The sequence below is a fragment of the Solimonas terrae genome (assembly GCF_011067135.1).
GTDB classification, from domain to species: domain Bacteria; phylum Pseudomonadota; class Gammaproteobacteria; order Nevskiales; family Nevskiaceae; genus Solimonas; species Solimonas terrae.
Window position 1 is genome coordinate 115,896 of record NZ_JAAMOW010000008.1, and the last position, 22,667, is coordinate 138,562.

Below are 22,667 nucleotides of genomic sequence, written 5' to 3' on the forward strand. Positions count from 1 at the left end.
GACCGAGCTCCATGACTGATTTCGCCAAGGAAATTCTCAGCGTCAATCTCGAAGACGAGATGAAGCGTTCATATCTCGACTATGCGATGAGTGTCATCGTCGGCCGCGCATTGCCCGATGCGCGCGACGGCCTGAAGCCCGTGCACCGCCGCGTGCTGTTCGCGATGAAGGAACTCGGCAACGACTTCAACAAGCCGTACAAGAAATCGGCGCGCATCGTCGGTGACGTGATCGGTAAGTACCACCCGCACGGCGATGCCTCGGTGTACGACACCATGGTGCGCATGGCGCAGGATTTCTCGATGCGCTACCTGCTGGTCGACGGTCAGGGCAACTTCGGCTCGGTCGACGGCGACTTCCCGGCGGCCATGCGTTACACCGAAGTGCGCATGAAGAAGCTCACCCACGAGCTGCTCGCCGATCTCGACAAGGACACGGTCGACTTCCAGCCGAACTACGATGGCTCCGAGCAGGAGCCCTCGGTGCTGCCAACCAAGGTGCCGCAACTGTTGATCAACGGCGCGTCCGGCATCGCCGTCGGCATGGCGACCAACATCCCGCCGCATAACCTCAACGAAGTCGTCGACGGCTGCATCGCATTGATCGACAATCCGGCGATCGAAATCAGCGAGCTGATGACGCACATTCCGGCGCCGGACTTTCCGACCGCCGGCCTGCTGCTCGACGCGGCCGGACTGGTCGATGCCTACAGCACCGGACGTGGTCGCATCATCGTGCGGGCGCGCACGCATTTCGAGGATATCGGACACGACAAGCAGGCGATCATCGTCACCGAGCTGCCGTATCAGGTGAACAAGGCGCGCCTGCTCGAGAAGATCGCCGAGCTGGTCAAGGAAAAGAAGGTCGAGGGCATCACCGAGCTGCGCGACGAGTCGGACAAGTCCGGCATGCGCATGGTGATCGAACTGCGCCGCAACGAAAACGCCGACGTGGTGCTCAACAACCTGTTCCGCTACACGCAGCTGCAGGACAGCTTCAACTTCAACATGGTCGCGCTCGACAACGGTCAGCCGCGCCTGTTGAACCTCAAGCAGCTGCTCGAGATCTTCGTCCGTCATCGCCGCGAAGTCGTCACCCGTCGCACGCGCTATCTGCTGCGCAAGGCACGCGAACGTGCTCATGTGCTGGAAGGCCTGTCGGTGGCGCTGGCCAACATCGACGAGATCATCGCGCTGATCCGGCACTCGCCGTCGCCGGCGGAAGCCAAGGCCGGACTGATGTCGCGCAACTGGAATCCGGGGCCGGTCACGGCGATGCTCGAACGTGCCGGCGCGCACGCATCGCGGCCATCCGATCTGGCAGCGGACTTCGGTATCGTCGACGGGCCGGGCGGGCAGAAGTACCGGCTTTCGGAAGCGCAGGCCCAGGCGATCCTCGATCTGCGCCTGCACCGCCTCACCGGCCTGGAGCAGGACAAGATTCACGCCGAGTTCAAGGAACTGATCGAATCCATCCTCGACTACCTGGATATCCTCGGTTCGGAAACACGCCTGCTGGACGTGATTCGCGGCGAGCTGCTGGAGCTCAAGGAGCAGTTCGGCGATGCGCGTCGCACCGAGATCACCGACGCGGCGCTGAACATTGCCCACGAAGACCTGATCGTGCCGAAGGACATGGTCGTGACCCTGTCGCACGAGGGTTACGTGAAGGCGGTTGCGCTCGACGAGTACCAGGCACAGAAGCGCGGCGGTCGCGGCAAGATCGCGGCAACGACCAAGGAGGAGGATTTCGTCGATCGTCTCTGGGTCGCGCATTCGCATGACACGCTGCTGTGCTTCTCCAGCCTCGGCAAGTGCTACAAGCTGCGTGTGTTCGAGCTGCCGACCGGTTCGCGTGGTTCGCGCGGCAAGCCGTTCAACAACATGCTGCCGCTGGACGCCGACGAGAAGATCAACGCGGTGCTGGCGATCAAGACCTTCGAGGATGCCAAGTTCGTGTTCATGGCGACACGACGCGGGACCGTCAAGAAGACCGAGCTGTCGGCGTTCCAGAATGTGCGCAGCAACGGCATCATCGCGGTCGATCTGCGGGTCGATGACGAACTGGTCGGCGTCGCGCAGACCGGCGGCGACGACGACATCATCCTGATCTCCGACGCCGGCCGGGCGATCCGTTTCAACGAAAACGATGTGCGCAGCATGGGCCGCGGGGCCACCGGCGTGCGTGGCATGCGCTTGCTGAAGACCTTTGCGGCCGGCGAAGACGCCGGCGAAGAGGAGGCCGTCGACGTGAGCGAGGACGGTGGCGACGAATCCGGCAATGTCCTGGCCGACGGCGCGCGCGTCATCGCCCTGATTGTCGCCGAAGCCGGCGACATCCTGACGGTTTCGGAGTTCGGTTACGGCAAGCGTACGCCGATCGCGCAGTTCCCGAGGCGCGGTCGCGGCGGGCAAGGTGTCATCGGTCAGGCGCTGTCGGACAAGACCGGCCGCCTGATCGGCGCGGTGACAGTCGACGACAGTCACGAAGTCATGTTGATCGCCGAGGACGGCAACTTGATCCGCTTCCGCACCACCGACGTGCGCTCGATGGGCCGCAACACGCAAGGTGTGCGTCTGATGCGGCCTCAGGACGATAGCCGTCTGGTCGGCATCGACCGCATTCTGGCCGAGGATGACGACGAGCTGGTCGCCGAAGCGGCCGCGGCCGTCGGGGCCGGCGACGGCGCTGCGGCGCCGGAAATCGTGCCGGACGCGCTCGACGACGATGCCGGAGACGATGCGGCGGTAGAATAAAAGCGATTCATAAAGAAGGCGCTACAGCGCCTTTTTTATGCACCGCCGTGACTAACATCATATGTTAGGTTATATTGCGCGCCATGAATTTCAGCGTGCATTTCGACGACGAAACGATTGCGCGGCTCAATCGTGCGGTGGCACGCGTCGGCCTGACGCGCAATCGTGTCATTTCCCTGGCCGTGCAGGACTGGCTGGCGCGCAATGAGGAGAAGGACTGGCCGCAGGCGCTGAAGAACCATTTCAGCAACCCCGCGCCGGAACTTGCCGAAGATACGCTCGATTTCCAGGCCTGGCGCGAAGCCTTGCCGGCCGAAGACGCGGGACCGCGCTGGTGAAGTACCTGATCGACGCCAGCGTGCTCGCCGATGCCGTCAGGGGGCATCTCGCGATCGTGCTCAAGCTGCAGGCGCTGAAGCCGAGCGATGTTGCCGTCTCGGTGTTCAGTCAGGTCGAAGCCGAGATCGCGCTGCGACTCAAGCCGGCAGCGCAGGCCCGTTACGGCAAGTTGCTGAAGGAATTTCTCGGCGCCGTGCATCGCCTCGATTTCGGCGCAGCCGAGGCGCAGCAGGCCGTCGTGATCGGCAGCTATCTGCGCGCCGCTGGCGAGACGCTGGCGCCGCTGGACTTGTGGCTGGCGGCGACCGCGACGGCGCGCCGCCTGACCCTGGTGACCGACCGCGGTTCGGCATTTGCCGCGGTCCCGAATCTCGATATCGAAACCTGGTCGTAGCGGTCCGCAACCCTGACAACACAACACCACAGGAGCCCCCCATGAAGCGCATCGTCAATTTCAGTGCCGGACCGGCCACTCTGCCGTTCGAAGTCCTGCAGCAGGTGCAGGCGGAGTTGCTGGACTGGCAGGGCTGCGGCATGTCGGTGATGGAGATGTCGCATCGCGACAAGGAGTTCATGAGCATTGCGCAGGCCGCGGAGGCCGATCTGCGCGAAGTCGCGGGCATTCAGGCCAACTACAAGGTGCTGTTCATGCAGGGCGGCGCGACCGGCCAGTTCTCGTTCATTCCGATGAACCTGCTGCGCGGCAAGCAGGGCATCGACTTCGTGCTGACCGGCGACTGGGGCAAGAAGGCGGCCAAGGAAGCGGCGCGCTATGCCAAGGTCAATGTTGCCGCGAGCAGCGAGACCGACAAGTTCGCGAACGTGCCGGCGCGCGCGTCGTGGAAGCTCGATCCGGGCGCGGCGTACGTGCACATCACCTCGAACGAGACGATCCATGGCGTCGAGTTTGCGGCTGATCCCGATACGGGTGCGGTGCCGCTGGTCGCGGACATGTCGTCGAACATCCTGTCGCGGCCGTTCGACGTCAGCAAATACGGCCTGATCTACGCCGGCGCACAGAAGAACATCGGCCCGTCGGGTGTGACCATCGTCATCGTCCGCGACGATCTGATCGGCCAGGCGGCCGCCAACACGCCGGGCATCTTCGACTACAAGCAGATGGCCGACAACGAGTCGATGCTGAACACACCGCCGTGCTTTGCCTGGTATGTCTCGGGTCTGGTCTTCAAGTGGATCAAGGACAACGGCGGGCTCAAGGGCGTCGGCGAACGCAACGCGGCCAAGGCGGCGCTGCTGTACGACTACATCGATTCGCAGGACTTCTACCGCAACCCGGTGGCCAAGGCCGATCGCTCGCGCATGAACGTGCCGTTCACGCTGGCCAACCCGGAACTCGATGCCGAGTTCCTCAAGGGTGCGAAGGCCGCCGAGCTGTCCGGTCTCAAGGGCCATCGCTCGGTCGGCGGCATGCGCGCGTCGCTGTACAACGCGATGACACTCGAAGGCGTGCGGCAGCTCGTCGATTACATGAAGGAATTTGCCCGCATCCGCGCCTGACGGACGGGCTGGTCGCGGCTTGCGCCGCTCCTGCGATGCATTTGCAGGAGTGGCGCAAGCCGCGAAAGACGCATACCTCATTACCGGAAGATCACCATGTTCAAAGTCCAGACCCTCAACAACATCTCCGTGCTGGGCCTCGAGCGCCTGCCGCGTGACCGCTTCGAAGTCGCCTCGGAGATCGCCAATCCGGATGCCATCCTCGTGCGCTCGGCCGACATGCACAAGCTCGATATCCCGGCGTCCGTGAAGGCGATCGGTCGTGCCGGAGCCGGCACCAACAACATTCCGATCGCCGCCATGAGCAAGCGCGGCGTGCCGGTGTTCAATGCGCCGGGCGCCAACGCCAATGCCGTCAAGGAGCTGGTGCTGGCCTCGCTGCTGCTGGCCGCGCGCAATATCCCGGCGTCGCTCGATTTCGTGAAGAAGCTCGATGGCGACGACAAGGCGATGCACGAAGCGGTCGAAGCCGGCAAGAAGAAGTTCGTCGGGTTCGAACTGCCGGGTCGCACGCTTGGCGTGATCGGTCTCGGCGCGATCGGCGTCAAGGTTGCCAATGCCGCGCTGGAACTCGGCATGACGGTCTGGGGCTACGATCCGGCGATGACCGTGCAGAATGCCTGGCAGCTGAACTCGGGCGTGCGGCAGGCCTTGTCGGTGGATGATCTGGTGTCGAAGTCGCAGTTCATCTCGGTGCACGTGCCGCTGCTCGACGCGACGCGCGGCCTGATCAATGCGGATCGCCTCAAGCTGATGAAGAAGCAGGGCGTGATCCTGAACTTCGCGCGTGACGCCATCGTCGACGAAAAGGCAGTCATCGAAGCGCTCGACGAAGGCCGCCTGCATGCCTATGCCTGCGACTTCCCGTCGAACGCGCTGAAGGGGCACCCGCGCGTGATCGCGACGCCGCACCTCGGTGCCTCGACCGGTGAGGCCGAGGACAATTGCGCGGTCATGGTGGCCGACCAGATCCGCGAGTTCCTCGAACTCGGCACGATCCGCAATTCGGTGAACTTCCCGGAAGCGCAGATGCCGCTGCTGCCGGGTACCACGCGCCTGTGCATCGTCAACGAGAATGTGCCGAACATGGTCGGCCAGATCTCCACGGCGCTGGCCAAGCGCGGCCTCAACATCGCCGATCTGCTCAACAAGTCGCGCGGTGGGCTGGCGTACACGATCGTCGATGTCGACAGCGGTGAAACCGACGCCGCCGCCAAGGAAATCGCGGCAATCCCGGGTGTGCTGGCGATTCGGGTGATCGCCGCACGCTAGCGATCCGCTCGGCCGGCTGCCGCCGGCTCGATGCGACAACGGCACGGGGCCGCGGATCATCGTAAAATCCGCGGCCTTTTGTCTTTATGTGAGCAGCGAGAGCCCGCCATGGTGCCGCAAACCCTGCCCGAAGCGCGCCTGCAGATCGACGCGCTCGATGAACAGATCCAGAAGCTGATTTCGCAGCGCGCGCGCGTCGCGCAGGCGGTCGCGAACATCAAGCAGCAGATGGGCGATACCGGCAATCACTACCGGCCGTCCCGCGAGGCCGAGGTGCTGCGCCGCGCGATCGAGCGCAATCACGGCCCGGACGGTGGTCCGCTCACCGACGAGACGATCGCGCGTCTGATGCGCGAAATCATGTCGGTCTGCCTGTCGCTGGAATCGCCGTTGACGATTGCCTATCTCGGGCCGGAAGGCACCTATACCCAGGCGGCGGTCCAGAAGCATTTCGGCGACAGCGTGACCGCGCGACCGGCGCGCGCGATCGACGAAATTTTCCGCGACGTCGAGACCGGCGCCGCCGACTACGGCGTCGTGCCGGTCGCCAATTCGATCGGCGGCCTGGTCAGCCACACACTGGACGAGCTGGTGCACACCAAGCTGCGCATCTGCGGCGAAGTGACCCTGCCGGTGCATCATCACCTGCTGTCGATGCAGGGCGACTTTGACGGGCTGACGAAGATCTATTCGCACGCGCAGTCGTTCGCGCAATGCCGGAAATGGCTCGATGCGCGCCTGCCGAAAGTCGAGCTCGAGGTCGTTTCCAGCAATGGCGAGGCGGCGCGACGCGCGGCGGCCGAAGGCAAGGGCACGGCGGCGATCGCGTCCTTGCAGGCCGGGCGCATCAATGCCCTGAACATCCTGGCCTCGAACATCGAGGATGACCCGAGCAACACGACGCGCTTTCTCGTGCTCGGCAAGCAGGAGCCGGAGATTTCCGGCAACGACATCACCTCGGTGGTGATGACGGCGCATCGCAACCAGCCCGGTGCGTTGTTCAAACTGCTGCAGCCGTTCGCCGAGAACGGTCTGGACCTGACCCGGCTCGAATCGCGGCAGGTTCGCGACTCGGTCGTCACCGACTACTACTTCTTTGTCGATTTTGCCGGTCACGCCGCCGATCCCAAGGTTCGTGCGGTACTGGAAACCATCCGTTCCGACGCCGCATTCTTCAAGATTCTCGGCTCGTATCCGCGCGCCGTGATGTAAGCCCGCCGTTCAAGAACATGACCGATCAAACCCTGAAAAACGCCGCTAGCGGCGTACTGAGCCTGGAAGCGTATTCACCGGGCATGCCGATCGACGAGCTGCAGCGCCGGCTCGGCGTGTCGAACGCGATCAAGCTCGCCTCCAACGAAAATCCGCTCGGCGCCAGCGATAAGGTCAAGGCGGCGCTGGCGGCGGCGGTCGCGCGCGAGAACCTGGCGCTGTATCCGGACGGCAGCGGCCATCGCCTGAAGCAAAAGATTGCCGCGATGCACGACATCGCACTCGATCGCATCACGCTCGGCAACGGCTCGAACGACATCATCGAACTGCTGGGGCGCGTATTTCTCGGCCCCAGGCGGGCGGCGCTGTATTCGGCGCACGCGTTTGCGGTGTACTCGATCATCACGCAGGCGCAGGATGCGCGCGCCGTCGTCGTGCCGGCGCGGCCGGCAACCGACGCGCAGCCCTACGGTCACGATCTGCCGGCGTTCTCGAAGGCGCTGGCCGCGAATCCGGACGTCGCGCTGGTGTTCATCGCCAATCCGAACAATCCGACCGGCACGGTGCTGGAGCCGCGCGAGATCGAGGCCTTCCTGACGGCGACGCCGAGTTCGGTGATCGTCGCGCTGGACGAGGCCTATTTCGAGTATCTGGATGCGGCACTGCGACCGGCCATGCGCGCCTGGCTCGATCGTTTTCCGAACCTCATCGTGTTCCGCACCTTCTCCAAGGCCTACGGTCTGGCAGGCCTGCGGGTCGGCTACTCGCTGTCGAGCGCCGCGCTGGCCGACGTGCTCAATCGCGTTCGTCAGCCGTTCAACAACAACAGCCTCGCGCTGCTGGCGGCGGAAGTCGCGCTCGATGATCAGGACTACGTGCAGGCCTCGGTCGAACTCAACGCTCGCGAACGTGCGCGGCTGGCTGCGGCGCTGCAGGCGAAAGGACTGACCGTGCTGCCATCGCAGGCGAACTTCCTGACGGTCGGTTTCGGTCGCGATGCCAAACCGATTCATCAAGGGTTGCTGGAGCAGGGCGTGATCGTGCGGCCGCTGGCGTCCTACGAGCTGCCGCAGTTCCTGCGCGTCACGGTCGGCACCCAGGCCGAGAACGATCGCTTCCTCGAAGCCTTGACCGTGGTGCTGAAAGCATCGTGAGGGTGCGCCGCCTCGCGATCGTCGGCCTCGGCCTGATCGGCGGCTCGTTCGCGCGTGCGCTGCGCGCGGCCGGCGAGGTGCAGCACGTTGCCGGCTTCGATCCGGACCCGGCGCAAGGCGAGCTGGCCCTGCGTCTGGGAGTCGTCGATCAGGTTTTCGACCGCGCCGAAGCTGCGGTTCGGGATGCCGATGTCGTGCTGCTGGCGGTGCCGGTTCTGCATACCGCCGAGGCCTTGCGCAGCTGTGTCGGCGGGCTCAAGGACGGCGCGATCGTCAGCGATGTCGGCAGCACCAAGCAGTCGGTGCTGCGCGACGTGTCGAGCATCTGCGGCGGTCTGCCCTCGTGGTTCGTGGCGGCCCATCCGATCGCGGGGACCGAGAAGAGCGGCGTTGCCAACAGCTTTGCCGAGCTGTTCCGCAGGCATCGCGTCATCGTCACGCCGCATGCCGGGCAAGATCCTGCCGCGCGCGCCCTGGTAACGACGCTCTGGCAGGCGGTCGGTGCGCGGGTCGTCGAGATGGACGCCGCCGAGCACGATGCGATCTTCGCCGCGACCTCGCACCTGCCGCATGTGCTGGCCTACAGCTTTGTCGACATGCTCGACCGGCTCGAACACAGTACCGACATCTTTCCGAATGCCGGCGGCGGCTTTCGCGATTTCACGCGTATCGCCTCGAGTTCACCGCAGATGTGGCACGACATCGTGCGCGCCAATGCCGACGCGGTCGGCAGCCTGCTGGACCGTCAGATCGACGAATTGCAGCAGATTCGTCAGATGATGCGTGAATCGCGCTGGGACGAGATGAAAGCCCTCTTCGAGCGCGCCCGCACTGCACGCGAACGCTATCTGACGCAAATCGAATGACCATGAGCGCGATGCCGCCGTTCCTCGATCTGGCGCCGATTCGTGCGGCGCGTGGCGAGCTGCGCCTGCCAGGCTCGAAGAGCGTGTCGATTCGCGCATTGATGCTCGCGGCGCTGGCCGACGGCGAGACGCAATTGAGCGGCCTGCTCGATTCCGATGACACGCGCGTCATGCGCGAGGCGCTGAAGGCTTGCGGCGTGGTCATCGAGGAGCAGGGTGCTGGTGCCTGGCGCGTTCGGGGCGGGCTGCAGTTTCCGAAGCGCGAGGCCGAGCTCTTCGTCGGCAATTCCGGGTTGTCGATCCGCACCCTGGTGGCGGTGCTCGCGTTCATGGGCGGCCACTACCGGCTGTCCGGCGTGCCGCGCATGCATCAGCGACCGATCGGCGATCTGGTCGACGCGTTGCGGCCGCTCGGTGCGCAGATTCACTATCTGCAGCAGGACGGCTACCCGCCGCTGGCGATCGAACCCGCACAAGGGCGCGCCGACGCGCCCGTGCGCGTGCGCGGCGATGCGTCGAGCCAGTTTCTGACCGGCATCCTGCAGTCCGCGCCGCTGCTGGCGCGCGAGCGCCATCTGGTCATCGAGGTCGATGGCGAGCTGATCTCCAAACCGTACATCGATCTGAGCGTCGCGCTGATGCAGCGCTTCGGCGTCACCGTGCAGCGCGATGTCGGCGCGTCCGGGGCGCCGCGCTTCACGGTGCCGGCCGGTGCGCGTTATCGCGCGCCCGGCGCGTTCGCGGTCGAGGGCGATGCGTCGTCGGCCTCGTATTTCCTGGCGCTCGGCGCGCTGGCCGGTGGTCCGGTGCGCGTGTTCGGCATGGGCCGCAGCAGCCTGCAGGGCGATGTGCGCTTCGCCGAGGTGATGGCGGCGATGGGTGCGCAGCTGGAGCAGGGCGACGACTGGACCGAGGTCCGTTCGCCCGGGCTGGCGAACGGCTTCCGGCCGAAGGCGATCGACGCCGACTTCAATCACATTCCCGATGCGGCGATGACCGTCGCAGTCGTCGCGCTGTTCGCCGATGGCCCCAGCGTGTTGCGCAACATCGGCAGCTGGCGGGTCAAGGAAACTGATCGCATCGCGGCGATGGCTGCGGAGTTGACCAAGCTCGGCGCGGTCGTCGACACCGGGCCCGACTTTCTGCGCATCGAGCCGCCGGCGAGCCTGCGCAGCGCCGCGATCGATACCTACGACGACCACCGCATGGCGATGAGTTTCTCGCTGGCCGCCTGCGGCGGGATGCCGCTGCGTATCAACGAGCCGGCTTGCGTTGCCAAGACCTTCCCCGATTACTTCGCGCAGCTGGCTGCGCTGACGGAGGCCTGATGTCGACGGCGAACACAGGCACGACACCCGCGGGCCTGCCGCCGGTCATCGCGGTCGATGGCCCGAGCGGCGTCGGCAAGGGGCTGGTCACGCGCTGGCTGGCCGAGCGGCTGGGCTTTCACCGTCTCGACAGCGGCGCCCTGTATCGCATCCTGGCGCTGGCCGGACACCGACGCGACATCGATCTGCACCGGGGTGAGCAGCTCGCCGCGCTGGCCGCAAGGCTCAGCATCCGTTTCGTCGGAACGACCGAGGACGATGAAGCCATCCTCGTCGACGGCGAAGACTGGACGCATGATGTGCGCAAGGAGTCGACCGGCGCACTGGCGTCGCTGATCGCGACGCAGCCGCCGGTGCGCGCGGCGCTGCTGCAGCAGCAGCGTGATTTTCGTGAAGCGCCGGGCCTGATCGCCGACGGGCGCGACATGGGCACGATCGTGTTTCCGGATGCGCGTCTGAAGATCTTCATGGACGCGAGCGCCGACGAGCGTGCGCAGCGTCGGCACAAGCAGTTGAGCGCAAAGGGGATTGAGGCTAGAATCGCGACCCTTCGCGAGGAGATACGCGCCCGAGACGAGCGCGACCGCAATCGCCCCATCGCCCCCTTGAAGCCGGCAGATGGTGCGCAAGTCGTTGATACGACTGGACTTCCACCGGCAGCTGTGCTGGAAAAAATCGAAGCCTTGTTGCAGCGGTCCCGGTTCGTCTAAGCCCGTATTCCGTCCGTTTCGGCGCGAGACAGAACATTGGTTACGAGCTTTCCAGGCTCGGACTTGTGGCCGGCAAGCATGGATGCGAGCCGTTTTTTACCAACCAGGACCCCAAGCAAGAGGCGTGGGGAAATCCATCAATTAACGAGTACCGAATGAGCGAAAGTTTCGCTGAGTTGTTTGAAGCCAGCCTGAAAGGCGGCCAGTCCATGCAGTCCGGCACGATCGTCAATGCACGCGTGCTGGCGGTCAAGCCCGATGTCGTCATCGTCGACGCGGGTCTGAAGTCCGAAGGCGTGATTCCCCTTGCCGAGTTCGCCGTCGACGGCGAAATCACGGTGGCGGTCGGCGACGAAGTCGAAGTCGCGCTGGAGACCGTCGAAGACGGTTTCGGCGAGACCAAGTTCTCGAAGGAAAAGGCCGAGCGCATCAAGACCTGGGAGCGCCTCGCGAAGGCGTTCGAGGGCAAGGAAACCGTCATCGGCATCATCACCGGCAAGGTCAAGGGCGGTTTCACCGTCGACATCGGCACGGTCCGCGCGTTCCTTCCGGGCTCGCTGGTTGATGTCCGTCCGGTCCGCGATACCTCGTACCTCGAAGGCAAGCCGCTCGAGTTCAAGGTCATCAAGCTCGACAAGCTGCGCAACAACGTCGTCGTCTCGCGTCGCGAAGTGCTCGAAGCCGAGTACAGCGCCGAGCGTGACACCCTGCTCGCCAACCTCCAGGAAGGCGTGGTGCTCAAGGGCGTCGTCAAGAACCTGGTCGAGTACGGCGCGTTCGTCGACCTCGGCGGCATCGACGGCCTGCTGCACATCACCGACATGACCTGGAAGCGCGTCAAGGATCCGGCCGAAGTCGTGCAGGTCGGCGCCGAGATCGAAGTCAAGGTCCTCAAGTACGACCGCGAGCGTCGCCGCGTGTCGCTCGGCCTCAAGCAGCTGGGCGCCGATCCGTGGAGCGACATCGAACGTCGTTACCCGGAACGCACCCGCCTGTTCGGCAAGGTCACCAACATCACCGACTACGGTTCGTTCGTCGAGATCGAGCCGGGCGTCGAAGGCCTGGTCCACGTCTCGGAAATGGACTGGACGAACAAGAACGTCAATCCGGCCAAGGTCGTGCAGGTCGGCGACGAAGTCGAAGTGATGATCCTCGACATCGACGGCGAACGCCGCCGTATCTCGCTGGGCATGAAGCAGTGCCGCGCCAATCCGTGGGAAGAGTTCGCGCAGAACCACCAGAAGGGCGACAAGGTGCATGGCGCGATCAAGTCGATCACCGATTTCGGCATCTTCATCGGCCTCGACGGCGGCATCGACGGTCTCGTCCATCTGTCCGATCTGGACTGGAACGAGCCGGGCGAACTGGCCGTGCGTCGCTACCAGAAGGGTCAGGAGCTCGACGCCGTGGTGCTGGCGATCGACGGTGCCCGCGAGCGCATCTCGCTGGGCGTCAAGCAGGTCAATCAGGACCCGATGTCCGAGTTCCTCGCGACCAACACCAAGGGCGAGCTCGTCAAGGGCACCGCCAAGTCGGTCGACGCGCGTGGTGCGGTCATCGATCTCGGCAACGGCATCGAGGGCTACATCAAGGCTTCCGATCTGTCGCGTGACCGCGTCGAAGATGCGACCAAGGTGCTGAAGGAAGGCGACGAGCTGGAATCGCGCTTCATCGGCGTCGATCGCAAGAATCGTACGGTCATCCTGTCGGTGCGCGAGAAGGAAATCCAGGAAGAGCAGGAAGCGGTGGCGGAATACAGCCGCAATGCGTCGACGGGCAAGACCAGCCTCGGCGACCTACTGAAGGAACAGATTGGCGGCAACAATTAAGTTTCAAGCCTATCTGCCCGGAATATCTGGGAAAAACTCGAGGGCCACGCTTGCGTGGCCCTTTTTTTTTCTCTATTGTTAGCGCGCCAAAACGCTTATCGATCCGGGACTTATGACCAAGTCTGAACTTATCGAGCTGCTCGCTGCCAAGCAGACACATCTGATGCACAAGGATGTGGAGCTTGCCGTGAAGCTGGTTCTGGACCAGATCAGCAATGCCCTGGCGCGCGACGAGCGTGTCGAGATTCGCGGCTTCGGCAGCTTTGCCTTGCATCACCGTCCGGCGCGCGTGGGCCGCAATCCGAAGACCGGCGAGCCGGTGCAGATTCCGCCGAAGCGGGTGCCGCACTTCAAGCCGGGCAAGGAAATGCGCGAGCGCGTCAACGCGATCGCAGCCGAAGAAGCGGCAGCAGCAGCGCAGCTCGGCATGGCTGGCGCGGTCGGCGTGAGCTGAAGCCATGACCCGGCTCGTCGTGCTGGTCGTGCTGCTGGTGATCCTCGCATTCGGCGCGTCGGTCGGTTACTTCAACGCGCAGCCAGTGATCTTCAACTACCTGTTCGGCACGGCCGAATTTCCGCTGATCGCGGTGCTGATCGCCGCGTTCTCGATCGGCATCGTGCTGACCATTGCTGCGGTGTCGAGCCGTCTGTTCAGCATGCGCCTGGAGCTCGGTCGCCTGCGCAAGCAGCTGCGCGAGGCGGAAGGCGAATTGCGGACTCTGCGCAACCTGCCGGTCGGCACCACCAGCGAAACGCGCTGAATGCTCGATTCCCTGTTCACCTGGCTGCTGCTGCCGCTGGGGTTGGTGCTGGGCTGGGTTCTCGGACAGCGTTCGCAGCAGGCCGTTTCCGGCACCGAAGCGACGATCCCACCCGAACAGCTCGGCGGTCTGCTGACGCAGCTGGCGTCGGACGATCCCGATCAGGCGATCGCGGCACTGACCCGGGTTGCCGAAATCGACCACTCGACCGTCGAGCTGCACCTGACACTGGGCAACCTGTTCCGCAAGCGTGGCGAGATCGACCGTGCCCTGCGTATACACGAAGCCCTGCTCGCGCGGCCCGGCTTGAGCGAAGCCATCCAGGCCCAGGTGCGTCGCGAATTCGCCTACGACTATCTGCGCGCCGGCGTCATGGATCATGCCGAGGAGCAGTTCGAGAAACTGGCTGCCGGCGGCCACTATGTCGGTGAAGCGCTCGACCAGATCCGCATCATCTACGAGCAGGGCCGCGACTGGCCGCACGCGATTGCGGCGGCGCGCCGGCTCGAAGGCGCGCAGGGCGAATCGCGACGCGCGCTGATTGCGCAGTACGAATGCGAGATGGCCGACGAAGCCAGGCGCGCGAAGAACGACGGCGAGGCCCTGCAGCATGTGCGGCGCGCGCTGGCCGAAGACAGCGATTGCGTGCGTGCGTACCTGCATCTCGGCAACCTGCTGGAGGCGCGTGGCGAATTTCCGGCTGCCGCGCAGGCCTATCTGCGCGCGTTCCAGCTCGACGCCCGCTTCCTGCCCGACGTCATCGAGCCGCTGTATCGCTGCTCGCAGAAGACCAACAGCGGCGAGGGCTTTCTGCAGTTCCTCAGCGATGCCAAGGAAATCTCGTCGAGCAGCCTGCCGTATGTTGCCGAAGCGCGCCTGCTGGCCGATGAGGGTCTGGATCCGCTGGACCGGCTTGCCCAGGGACTGGAGGTACGGCCGAGCCGCGCCGTGCTTGCGCAGTTTCTCGAAGTGCTGGAGAAGCAGCCGGGCGTGATTGCCGCCGGCCTCGACAAGCCGGCGGCAAGCCTGCGTCTGGCCTTGCGGCGCTTGATGGAAAGCTCGCCGAAGTATCAGTGCAACAACTGCGGCTTTTCGCCGCGTCAGCAGTTCTGGCAGTGTCCGAGCTGCAAACGCTGGGGCTCGATTACGCCGATCGACGAAGCGATGCGCTTGCCGGGCGCCTGAGCCACCGCGCTCGTACGCACGCTGCGCAGCCAGCCGTGCTTCGGTCGTGCTCACGCTTGCACGCGGGCGGCGATCGCAAGGCTCGCTCACCGATGATGTACGCCGCGCTTCTGTGTGGCTTGATCCGGACTGGCATTGAGTCGGTCCGGCCGCGGGGCCAAGCAGTGCTCCGTCTTCGCGCGACTGGCCTTCGCTCGCGACGCCCTGGCGCGCGACGGCGGCCTGATGTCTTCTTGCGCTGCTAGACTGCGGACATAAATAGAAACGTCGGCGGAGGAGAAACGCTTGGCGAAAACGGCATTCGTCACCGGATCGACGGGCTTTGTCGGCCTGAACCTGATCGAGCATCTGCACGAGCAAGGGTGGCGGATCATCGCCCTGCATCGGGCGAGTTCGGACGTTGCACCGCTTGCCCGGTTTGCGAATCTCGAACGTGTGTTCGGCGATGTCACCGACCAGCGCACGCTGCGCGGCATCATCCCGCGCGAGGTCGACTGCGTGTTCCACGTCGCCGGCAACACCAGCATGTGGAACCGCATTCACGTCGAGCAGATCAAGGTCAATGTACGCGGCACGCGCAATATCGTGCGTGCCGCGCTGGATGCGCGCGTCAAGCGCTTCGTGCACACGTCGAGCATCGTTGCGTACGGCATCCACGGCGGTACCATCACCGAGGACACGCCCACCCGCGCCAGCGTCGAAGGGATCAACTACGTGCGCAGCAAGGCGCTGGCCGAACGTGAAGTGCGCAAGGGCATCAGCGCCGGTCTGCCGGCCGTCATCATCAATCCGTCGAACATCATCGGCCCTTATGACACCTCGAGCTGGGCGCGCCTGTTTCGGCTCGTGCGTCAGGGGCGGCTGCCGGCCATGCCACCCGGCGGCGGCAGTTTCTGCCATGCGCACGAAGTGGCGCGTGCGCATGTCGCTGCGGCCGAGCGCGGCCGTATCGGCGCCAACTACCTGCTCGGCGGCGCGCAGGCCAGCTATCTGGGGCTGGTCCAGGAAATTGCGCGCCTGATCGGCGTGCGCCGCCGGTCGGTGGTCGTCCATCCACGGTTTCTTCGCACTTACGCGACGATCGAGGAATGGGCGGCGCCGCTGTTCGGGCGCGAACCGGACATCACGCGGGATGCGGTCGCGCTGCTCGCCCAGAACCTGTATTGCAGCAGCCAGTGCGCGCAGGACGAGCTCGGCTATCGACCACAGACGCTGGAAAAGATGATCTGCGACTGTCGCGACTGGCTCTACGAAGCCGGATTGCTCGCGCGCTGAGCGGTCTTCTCAGGAGCGCGAGCGGTAATTGTCCGGCAGCGCGCTGCGCACTTCGGTGCGCTTGGCGACCAGGCGTGAACGTTCCTGCGGTGTCAGGTCCGGCAGGCGCAGGCCGGCGTCAATCTGCGCCAGCGCGCTGCCCGGATCGCCGCGCAGCATCAGGTAGGTGCCCATCTGGTAGGCCGACTCGGCGAGGTTGCCGCTCTCGCGGGCAGCCTGCGCGAGCAGTTTGTAGGTGACCATTTGCGTGCCCTGTGCCTGCTCGTGCGACAGCAGGTATTGCCGGGCGGCGCCGGCCTGTCCGGCATCCATCAGGGCCTCGGCATAGGCCAGCATGGCCGGCGCATAGCGCGGATACAGCTGCAGTACCTGTGCATAGACCTGCAGCGCGGCATCGTGCTTGCCGTTCTGCGCGAGCAGGTCGGCGTGCAGCAGCTGGATATTGGCCTGTTTCGGGTAGCGGTCGACCAGTGGCGCCAGCGTCTGCATCGCCGCGATCACCTGGCTCTGCATCAACTGGGCGTAGGCCAGGCCGTAGATGTTGTCGAGTCCATCGTGACCGGCCGTGATCTCGCGCGAGAAATAGTCGAGGGCCTCGCCCGGCTGTTCGCTGGACAGCACCCGGGCGCGGGCGCGCATCAGACCGAACTCGATCGAGTCCTTGTGGTGGATCGGGCCAAGCTCGGCGGCGCGCGCGCTGGCCTCGGCCATGCGGTTGGTGCTGAGCGGATGGGTCAGCAGGATCTCCGGGATGCCGTTGCCGTAGAGGCGTGCCTCCTGCTGCAGCTTGCCGAAGAAGCTGGCCATGCCGTTCGGATCGAAGCCGGCGGCTGCCATGGTCTCGATGCCGATGCGATCCGCCTCCTGTTCGTGCGCGCGCGTATAGCTGATCTGGCGCTGATAGTTCACGCTCTGGCCGACGGCGAGGGCGCCCAGCACCATGTCCGGGTTCGACGAGCCGGCGATGATCGCGGCGATCACGGCGAGCCAGGTCGCGATCGTGCTGACCTTGGTGTCTTCGGCCGCACGCGCGATGTGGCGCTGCGTGACGTGTGCCATTTCGTGGCCGAGCACGCCGGCGAGTTCGCTTTCATTGTCGGCCGCGAGCAGGGTGCCGGCGTTGACGCCGATATAGCCGCCGGGCAGCGCGAAGGCATTGATGCGCGGGTCCTGGACCACGAACAGGGTCAGCGGCGGCGGCTGGGTGGCGCTGGCGCCGGCCAGCTGGAAGCCGATCGCGTTGACGTAGTCGGTCAGTTCCGGATCGTCGATCGTGTAGTTCTCCGCGTACAGCTGCGCCACGACCTCCTTGCCGAGCTCCTTTTCCTGCGCCGGCGACAGGGTGTTGTCCGCCGGTTCGCCGATCTGCGGCAGATCGAGCGCCGCCGTCGTTGCGGCGGCTGCCGTGCCGCTGGCGATCACCAGCACGGCAGCCGCGAGCGCCGTCAGGAGGCGCGCAAATCGCAAGGACAGGAAAGCTTTCATTCGCGGGAGGGGGAGATCGGTCGATGGAGCAGCTTAGATCGTCGCGGTGTCGCGGAAGTTCGTTGCAAGTCGGTTCACGATTGTTTCGGATTCCAGTGGCCCAGGCTTTCGCCAAGGCGCAGTGCTTGCCCGGCCTGCAGCGCGTCCGACCAGCTGACGGCGCCGGGCTGCGTCAACAGGATGACCGTCGAGCCCATGTTGAAACGGCCCATTTCCGCGCTGCGCGCCAGTACGACCGGGCTCATCGGTGTGTACTGGCCGCCACCGGGGCGGCGCAGGTGCGGCGGGCTGACGCGGCCTGACCAGACCGTTTCCAGCGAGCCGACGAACAGCGCACCGACCATCGACAGCGCGAAGGCACCGGCCGGTGTGTCGAAGCGGGCGTTGAGACGTTCGTTGCGCGTGAACAGATTCGGCAGTGCGCGCGCGGTCGCGGCATTGACGCTGAACAGGCGGCCGGGCACGTAGGTCCAGTGGGCGAGCCGGCCATCGATCGGCATGTGGATGCGATGGTAGTTGTACGGCGCCAGATAGATCGTGCAGAACTCGCCACCGAGAAAATCGCCTGCCTGCGCGTCCTCTGGCAGTAGATCGTAAAGGCTGTAGCTGTGACCCTTGGCCTGGATCAGGCGATCCTCAGTAATCCGCCCGAACTGGCTCAGGGTGCCGTCGACCGGGCTGACGAAGGCGCGCGGATCGTCCGGCGCCACGCGCGCGCCAGGTTTGAGGGCACGCGTGAAGAAGTGATTGAAGCTGTTGTAGTCCTCGATGCGCTCGCATTCGGCTTCCTGCAGATCGATCGTGTAGCCGCTCAGGAACAGGCGAATCAAGCGGTTCTTGAAGCCGACATGGCGGATCTGCGTCAGCTTGAAGACCAGCATTGACAGCCAGCGCGTCGGCAGGCACAGCTGCAGCAGCACGAAGATGCGATCGGTGAAACGGGCGTCGGAACTCGCCTCGGTCATGGGGGCGCTCAGGAACGGTTGAGAATGCTGCGCAGGTCGGCGCTCAGCTTGGCGGCATCGAACGGCGGTGTCATGTAGCCGGCGATGCGCGCCTGCGGATCGATCAGGATCAAGGCTGCGGAGTGATCCATCGTGTAGTCGTCCGCGGATTTGCCCGGCACTTTCGCGTAGGCCACGCCCAGCATGCGTGCCAGCTTCTGCAGTTCCGGCTCGGGGGCGGTCATCGCCGTGAAGCGCGGATCGAAGGCGGCGACGTACTGCTTGAGCCTGGCCGGTGTGTCGCGATCAGGGTCCACCGACAGAAAATCGATGTGCAACTGCTGCGCCGAGCTGCCGAGCTGGTCATCGACCTGTCGGAGCAGCGCCAGGGTCGTCGGGCACACATCCGGGCAGGACGTGAAGCCGGGAAAGATCAGCGTCCAGTGGCCCTGCATCTGCTCGAGTCCGAATGGCTGGCCGTCCTGGTCGATCGCCTTGAACCCGGTCAGCGGGCGCGGCGTCTGCAGCAGGGTTCCGGACTGCATGTCGACGGTCGCCGGCTTCTGCAGCCAGATCGCGGCAATCAGGCCGACCATCAGCGCGAGCGCGCCGATGACGACGAGTTGCAGACCGCGTCCGGTCGGAGGTTTGGAGGTCATGAGAGCTGGAGGTGGCGGCCGCGCGCTGCGGCATGGGTGAGCCGACGCATTATTCCACAGGCGCGGACCGTAACCCTCCGGTGTTTGTCCTGCATGTCGCCGCGGCCGCATAATTCGCGCCCCCTGAACCTGTCCGCCTCGCGCGCCGAATGAATCGTTCCAGCGAAACCGATGTCCTCGTCACCGTGCGCGATCTCGTGCGCTGGGGCGCGAGCCGTTTTCGCGAGGCCGGGCTTTACTTCGGTCACGGCACCGACAACGCGCTCGACGAAGCGTTTCATCTGGTACTGCATGCGCTGCACCTGCCGGCCGACGTGCCGGCGATCTATCTGGAAGCCCATGTCACCGCGCATGAGCGTGCGGCGGCCTTGAAACTGCTGCGCACGCGCGTGACCACGCGCAAGCCGGCGGCCTATCTGCTCGGCTGCATCGAATTCTGCGGGCTCGAATTCGAGATCGACGAAAACGTGCTGATTCCGCGCTCGCCGATCGCCGAGATGATCGCGCGCGGCTTCGCGCCGTGGCTGGAAGCCGCGCCGGCGCGCGTGCTCGATCTGTGTACCGGCAGCGGCTGCATCGGCATCGCCTGCGCGGTCGCGTTCGAGGATGCGCAGGTCGATCTGGCCGACATCAGCCCGAAGGCACTGGCGATCGCGCGGCGCAATGTCGAAAAGCATGTGCTCGGCAATCAGGTACGTGTCATCAAGTCGGACGTGTTCGACGGCCTGATCAACGAGGTCTACGACCTGATCCTCACCAATCCGCCCTACGTGCCGAACGCCGAATGGAAGGCGCTGGCCGCCGAGTACCGCCATGAGCCCAAGCTGGCGCTGGCTGCCGGCGGCGATGGCATGGAGATCGTCGCGCGCATTCTGGAGGATGCGCCGCGCCATCTGAGCAATGACGGCTGGCTGGTCTGCGAAGTCGGTGGCAGTGTCGCCGAGTTCGAGGCGCGCTGGCCGACGCTGCCGGTCACCTGGGTCGAGTTCGAGCACGGCGACGGGGTGTTCATCATCTCGCGCGCCGATCTCGTCGCCCATCGCAAGTGAGCGCGCTGAAATGAGCGGAAATACCTTCGGAAAGCTGTTCTGCGTGACGAGCTTCGGCGAATCGCATGGCCCGGCGATCGGCTGCGTCGTCGACGGCTGCCCGCCGGGGCTGGCGCTGTCGGAAGCGGATATCCAGCCGGACCTCGATCGTCGCAAGCCGGGCACGTCGAAGTACGTGACGCAGCGCAAGGAAGCCGATCAGGTCGAGATCCTGTCCGGCGTGTTCGAAGGCCGTACGACCGGCACGCCGATCGCGCTGCTGATCCGCAACACCGATCAGCGCAGCTACGACTACGAGAAGATCAAGCAGGTGTTCCGGCCGAACCATGCCGATTACGCCTACGTGCAGAAGTACGGCATTCGCGACCATCGCGGCGGCGGCCGTTCCAGTGCGCGCGAAACCGCGGTGCGGGTCGCCGCCGGGGCAATCGCGAAGAAGTATCTGCACGAGAAATTCGGTACCGTGATCCGTGGCTGCGTCGAGCAGGTCGGCGGCATCCGCTGTGCCACTGCCGACTGGTCGGTCGTCAACGACAATCCGTTCTTCTGCGCCGATCCGGCGCGCGTCCCCGAACTCGAAGCCCTGATCGACGCGCTGCGCAGCGAGGGCGATTCGATCGGCGCCAAGCTCTATGTCGAGGCGACCAGGGTCCCGCCGGGTCTCGGCGAGCCGGTGTTCGACCGTCTCGATGCCGATCTGGCGCACGCGCTGATGTCGATCAATGCCGTCAAGGGTGTCGAAATCGGCGATGGCATGCGGGTCGTGGAAATGCGCGGCACCGAGCATCGTGACGAACTGTCGCCGGAAGGCTTTCTTGCCAATCACTCCGGGGGCATCACCGGCGGCATCTCCAGCGGGCAAACCATCTACGCGCGCTACGCGATCAAGCCGACGTCGAGCATTACCACGCCGGGTCGGAGCATCGATGAAGCCGGGCAGGGCACCGACATGCGCACGACCGGCCGCCACGATCCCTGTGTCGGTCTGCGGGCGACGCCGATCGGCGAAGCGATGATGGCGCTGGTGCTGATGGACCACTGGCTGCGGCACCGCGGCCAGAACGCCGACGTGACGGTCGCGCCGTCGCGAATTCCGGGCGAGGTTCCGTAAGCCGTGGCGACGCCGTCCGCAGGCGTGCCGCGCCTGCCGTGGCGGTTGTCCAGCTTCTACTTTTTCTACTACGGCACGGTCGGCGCCTTCATGCCGTACTGGGCGCCGTATCTGGCGGCGCGCGGCTTCGATGCGGCGCAAATGGGCATCGCCTTCGCGCTGATGGGTTGCGTGAGGGCGGTCGTGCCGCTGGCCTGGGGCTGGTACGCCGATCACCACGGCCGGCGCATCGGCCTGATCCGCTTCGCGAGCGTCGGTGCCCTGCTGCTGTTCCTGATGATTCCGTTCGTGCCGGGCGTGTTCTGGGTCGGCGCCGTGATGGTGGCTTACACGCTGTTCTGGCACGCGCTGCTGCCGCAGTTTGAAGTCGTGGCCCTGAGCCATCTCGCCGCGCGCGGCGGCGACTACACGCGTGTGCGCCTATGGGGTTCGATCGGTTTCATCGTCACCGTGCTCGGGCTGGGTGCGGTGCTGCAACCGGTCGGCGTGCTCTGGCTTCCCTGGCTGGTCGCGGTGTTCTGGCTCGGCATGTCGGTTTCGACCTGGCTGGTGCCGGAACCGCCCGCGCTGTCGCTGGCCGCGACGGGAACTGCCCCGTCGCTCGGCGCGGTGCTGCGCGATCCGGGCGTCAAGGCGATGCTGATCGTCTGCTTCTGCTCGCAGCTGAGCTATGCCCCTTACTACAACTTCTTCACGCTGTTCATCGAGCGGCACGGCCATCCGCGCGATCTGGTCGGTCTGCTCTGGGCGCTGGCCGTGCTCGCCGAGATCGTCATGTTCTTCTACGCCGGTCGCATCATTGCGCGCTGGGGTGCCCGGCGCGTGATGATGGCCGCGATGGCGGCGACCATGCTGCGCTGGACGCTGACCGCGTGGTGCGCCGACTCGCTGCCGATGCTGGTCGTCCTGCAGTTCGGTCACGCGCTGAGCTTTGCTGCCTACCATGCGGTGGCGATGCGTTACGTGCAGAAGATGTTTCCCGGGGCCTTGCAGGGGCGAGGGCAGGCGATCTACGGCGCCGCCGCCTACGGCATCGGCGGTTCGATCGGCAGCCTTGCATCCGGCTTCCTGTGGCAGGCGCTGTCGCCGGAAGCGGTGTTCCTCGCTGCCGGTCTGGTCGCGGCGATCGGCTGGTGGATTGCCGTCCGAATATTGCCTGTACTCGAGAATTGATTGACGCTCGCCTGCGATCGGGCGTTGAGTGGCGGATTTCG

General features: G+C 65.2%; 21 protein-coding genes. 18 read left to right on the plus strand and 3 right to left on the minus strand.

Annotated elements, in window-relative coordinates:
* Positions 1–11: 11 nt before the first annotated feature.
* The 15 genes from gyrA (at position 12) to G7Y85_RS15595 (ending at position 16,205) form a co-directional block, all read left to right on the plus strand.
* Positions 12–2,756 (plus strand): DNA gyrase subunit A, encoded by a 2,745-nt coding sequence (gyrA, locus tag G7Y85_RS15525; protein ID WP_166259192.1) that lies wholly within the window; start codon positions 12–14, stop codon positions 2,754–2,756.
* Positions 2,757–2,839: 83 nt separating this feature from the next.
* Entirely contained in the window at positions 2,840–3,094 is a 255-nt protein-coding gene (locus G7Y85_RS15530; RefSeq protein ID WP_166259195.1) for a ribbon-helix-helix domain-containing protein, read from the plus strand.
* Complete coding sequence (locus G7Y85_RS15535) at positions 3,091–3,489, plus strand: PIN domain-containing protein (RefSeq protein WP_166259198.1); 399 nt, start codon at positions 3,091–3,093, stop codon at positions 3,487–3,489. Before G7Y85_RS15530 ends, G7Y85_RS15535 begins: the two co-directional genes overlap by 4 nt.
* A gap of 41 nt (positions 3,490–3,530) precedes the next feature.
* Positions 3,531–4,613 (plus strand): 3-phosphoserine/phosphohydroxythreonine transaminase, encoded by a 1,083-nt coding sequence (gene serC / locus G7Y85_RS15540; RefSeq protein ID WP_166259201.1) that lies wholly within the window; start codon positions 3,531–3,533, stop codon positions 4,611–4,613.
* A gap of 96 nt (positions 4,614–4,709) precedes the next feature.
* Positions 4,710–5,885, plus strand: a complete 1,176-nt coding sequence (locus tag G7Y85_RS15545; protein WP_166259204.1) for a phosphoglycerate dehydrogenase — start codon at positions 4,710–4,712, stop codon at positions 5,883–5,885.
* Positions 5,886–5,993: 108 nt separating this feature from the next.
* Positions 5,994–7,097: a prephenate dehydratase gene (gene pheA / locus G7Y85_RS15550; protein ID WP_166259207.1), complete on the plus strand. Its 1,104-nt coding sequence runs from the start codon at positions 5,994–5,996 to the stop codon at positions 7,095–7,097.
* A 17-nt stretch (positions 7,098–7,114) separates the two neighbouring features.
* Positions 7,115–8,251: a histidinol-phosphate transaminase gene (gene hisC, locus G7Y85_RS15555; protein WP_166259210.1), complete on the plus strand. Its 1,137-nt coding sequence runs from the start codon at positions 7,115–7,117 to the stop codon at positions 8,249–8,251.
* On the plus strand, positions 8,248–9,117 hold the full coding sequence (locus tag G7Y85_RS15560) for a prephenate dehydrogenase (RefSeq protein ID WP_166259213.1): 870 nt from the start codon (positions 8,248–8,250) through the stop codon (positions 9,115–9,117). The genes hisC and G7Y85_RS15560 overlap by 4 nt, the downstream gene beginning before the upstream one ends.
* Before the next feature lie 2 nt (positions 9,118–9,119).
* On the plus strand, positions 9,120–10,445 hold the full coding sequence (aroA, locus tag G7Y85_RS15565; protein WP_206675591.1) for a 3-phosphoshikimate 1-carboxyvinyltransferase: 1,326 nt from the start codon (positions 9,120–9,122) through the stop codon (positions 10,443–10,445).
* A complete protein-coding gene (cmk, locus tag G7Y85_RS15570) occupies positions 10,445–11,155 on the plus strand; it encodes a (d)CMP kinase (protein WP_166259216.1) in 711 nt (236 codons plus the stop codon). The genes aroA and cmk overlap by 1 nt, the downstream gene beginning before the upstream one ends.
* 155 nt (positions 11,156–11,310) lie before the next feature.
* Positions 11,311–12,984, plus strand: a complete 1,674-nt coding sequence (gene rpsA, locus G7Y85_RS15575; protein ID WP_166259219.1) for a 30S ribosomal protein S1 — start codon at positions 11,311–11,313, stop codon at positions 12,982–12,984.
* Between the two features lie 112 nt (positions 12,985–13,096).
* On the plus strand, positions 13,097–13,438 hold the full coding sequence (locus G7Y85_RS15580; protein ID WP_166259222.1) for an integration host factor subunit beta: 342 nt from the start codon (positions 13,097–13,099) through the stop codon (positions 13,436–13,438).
* Positions 13,439–13,442: 4 nt separating this feature from the next.
* Entirely contained in the window at positions 13,443–13,745 is a 303-nt protein-coding gene (locus G7Y85_RS15585; RefSeq protein ID WP_166259225.1) for a LapA family protein, read from the plus strand.
* Positions 13,746–14,930, plus strand: a complete 1,185-nt coding sequence (locus tag G7Y85_RS15590) for a tetratricopeptide repeat protein (RefSeq protein WP_166259228.1) — start codon at positions 13,746–13,748, stop codon at positions 14,928–14,930.
* A 285-nt stretch (positions 14,931–15,215) separates the two neighbouring features.
* Positions 15,216–16,205, plus strand: coding sequence for an NAD-dependent epimerase/dehydratase family protein (locus G7Y85_RS15595; RefSeq protein WP_166259231.1), 990 nt, complete (start codon positions 15,216–15,218; stop codon positions 16,203–16,205).
* Between the two features lie 9 nt (positions 16,206–16,214).
* On the opposite strand, the gene G7Y85_RS15600 is transcribed toward G7Y85_RS15595, so the two are convergent.
* From G7Y85_RS15600 to G7Y85_RS15610, 3 genes are all read right to left on the minus strand, one after another.
* Positions 16,215–17,690 (minus strand): M48 family metalloprotease, encoded by a 1,476-nt coding sequence (locus tag G7Y85_RS15600; RefSeq protein ID WP_166259234.1) that lies wholly within the window; start codon positions 17,688–17,690, stop codon positions 16,215–16,217.
* A 74-nt stretch (positions 17,691–17,764) separates the two neighbouring features.
* Positions 17,765–18,655: an archaetidylserine decarboxylase gene (gene asd / locus G7Y85_RS15605; protein ID WP_166259237.1), complete on the minus strand. Its 891-nt coding sequence runs from the start codon at positions 18,653–18,655 to the stop codon at positions 17,765–17,767.
* Between the two features lie 8 nt (positions 18,656–18,663).
* Positions 18,664–19,293: an SCO family protein gene (locus tag G7Y85_RS15610; RefSeq protein WP_166259240.1), complete on the minus strand. Its 630-nt coding sequence runs from the start codon at positions 19,291–19,293 to the stop codon at positions 18,664–18,666.
* A 149-nt stretch (positions 19,294–19,442) separates the two neighbouring features.
* Between G7Y85_RS15610 and prmB the strand changes: the two genes are divergently transcribed.
* From prmB to G7Y85_RS15625, 3 genes are read left to right on the plus strand one after another with little or no spacing between them, the layout of a single operon-like run.
* Positions 19,443–20,342, plus strand: coding sequence for a 50S ribosomal protein L3 N(5)-glutamine methyltransferase (prmB, locus tag G7Y85_RS15615; protein ID WP_166259243.1), 900 nt, complete (start codon positions 19,443–19,445; stop codon positions 20,340–20,342).
* A 10-nt stretch (positions 20,343–20,352) separates the two neighbouring features.
* Entirely contained in the window at positions 20,353–21,453 is a 1,101-nt protein-coding gene (gene aroC / locus G7Y85_RS15620; RefSeq protein ID WP_166259246.1) for a chorismate synthase, read from the plus strand.
* 3 nt (positions 21,454–21,456) lie between these two features.
* Positions 21,457–22,626 (plus strand): MFS transporter, encoded by a 1,170-nt coding sequence (locus G7Y85_RS15625; RefSeq protein ID WP_166259250.1) that lies wholly within the window; start codon positions 21,457–21,459, stop codon positions 22,624–22,626.
* Positions 22,627–22,667: the final 41 nt, after the last annotated feature.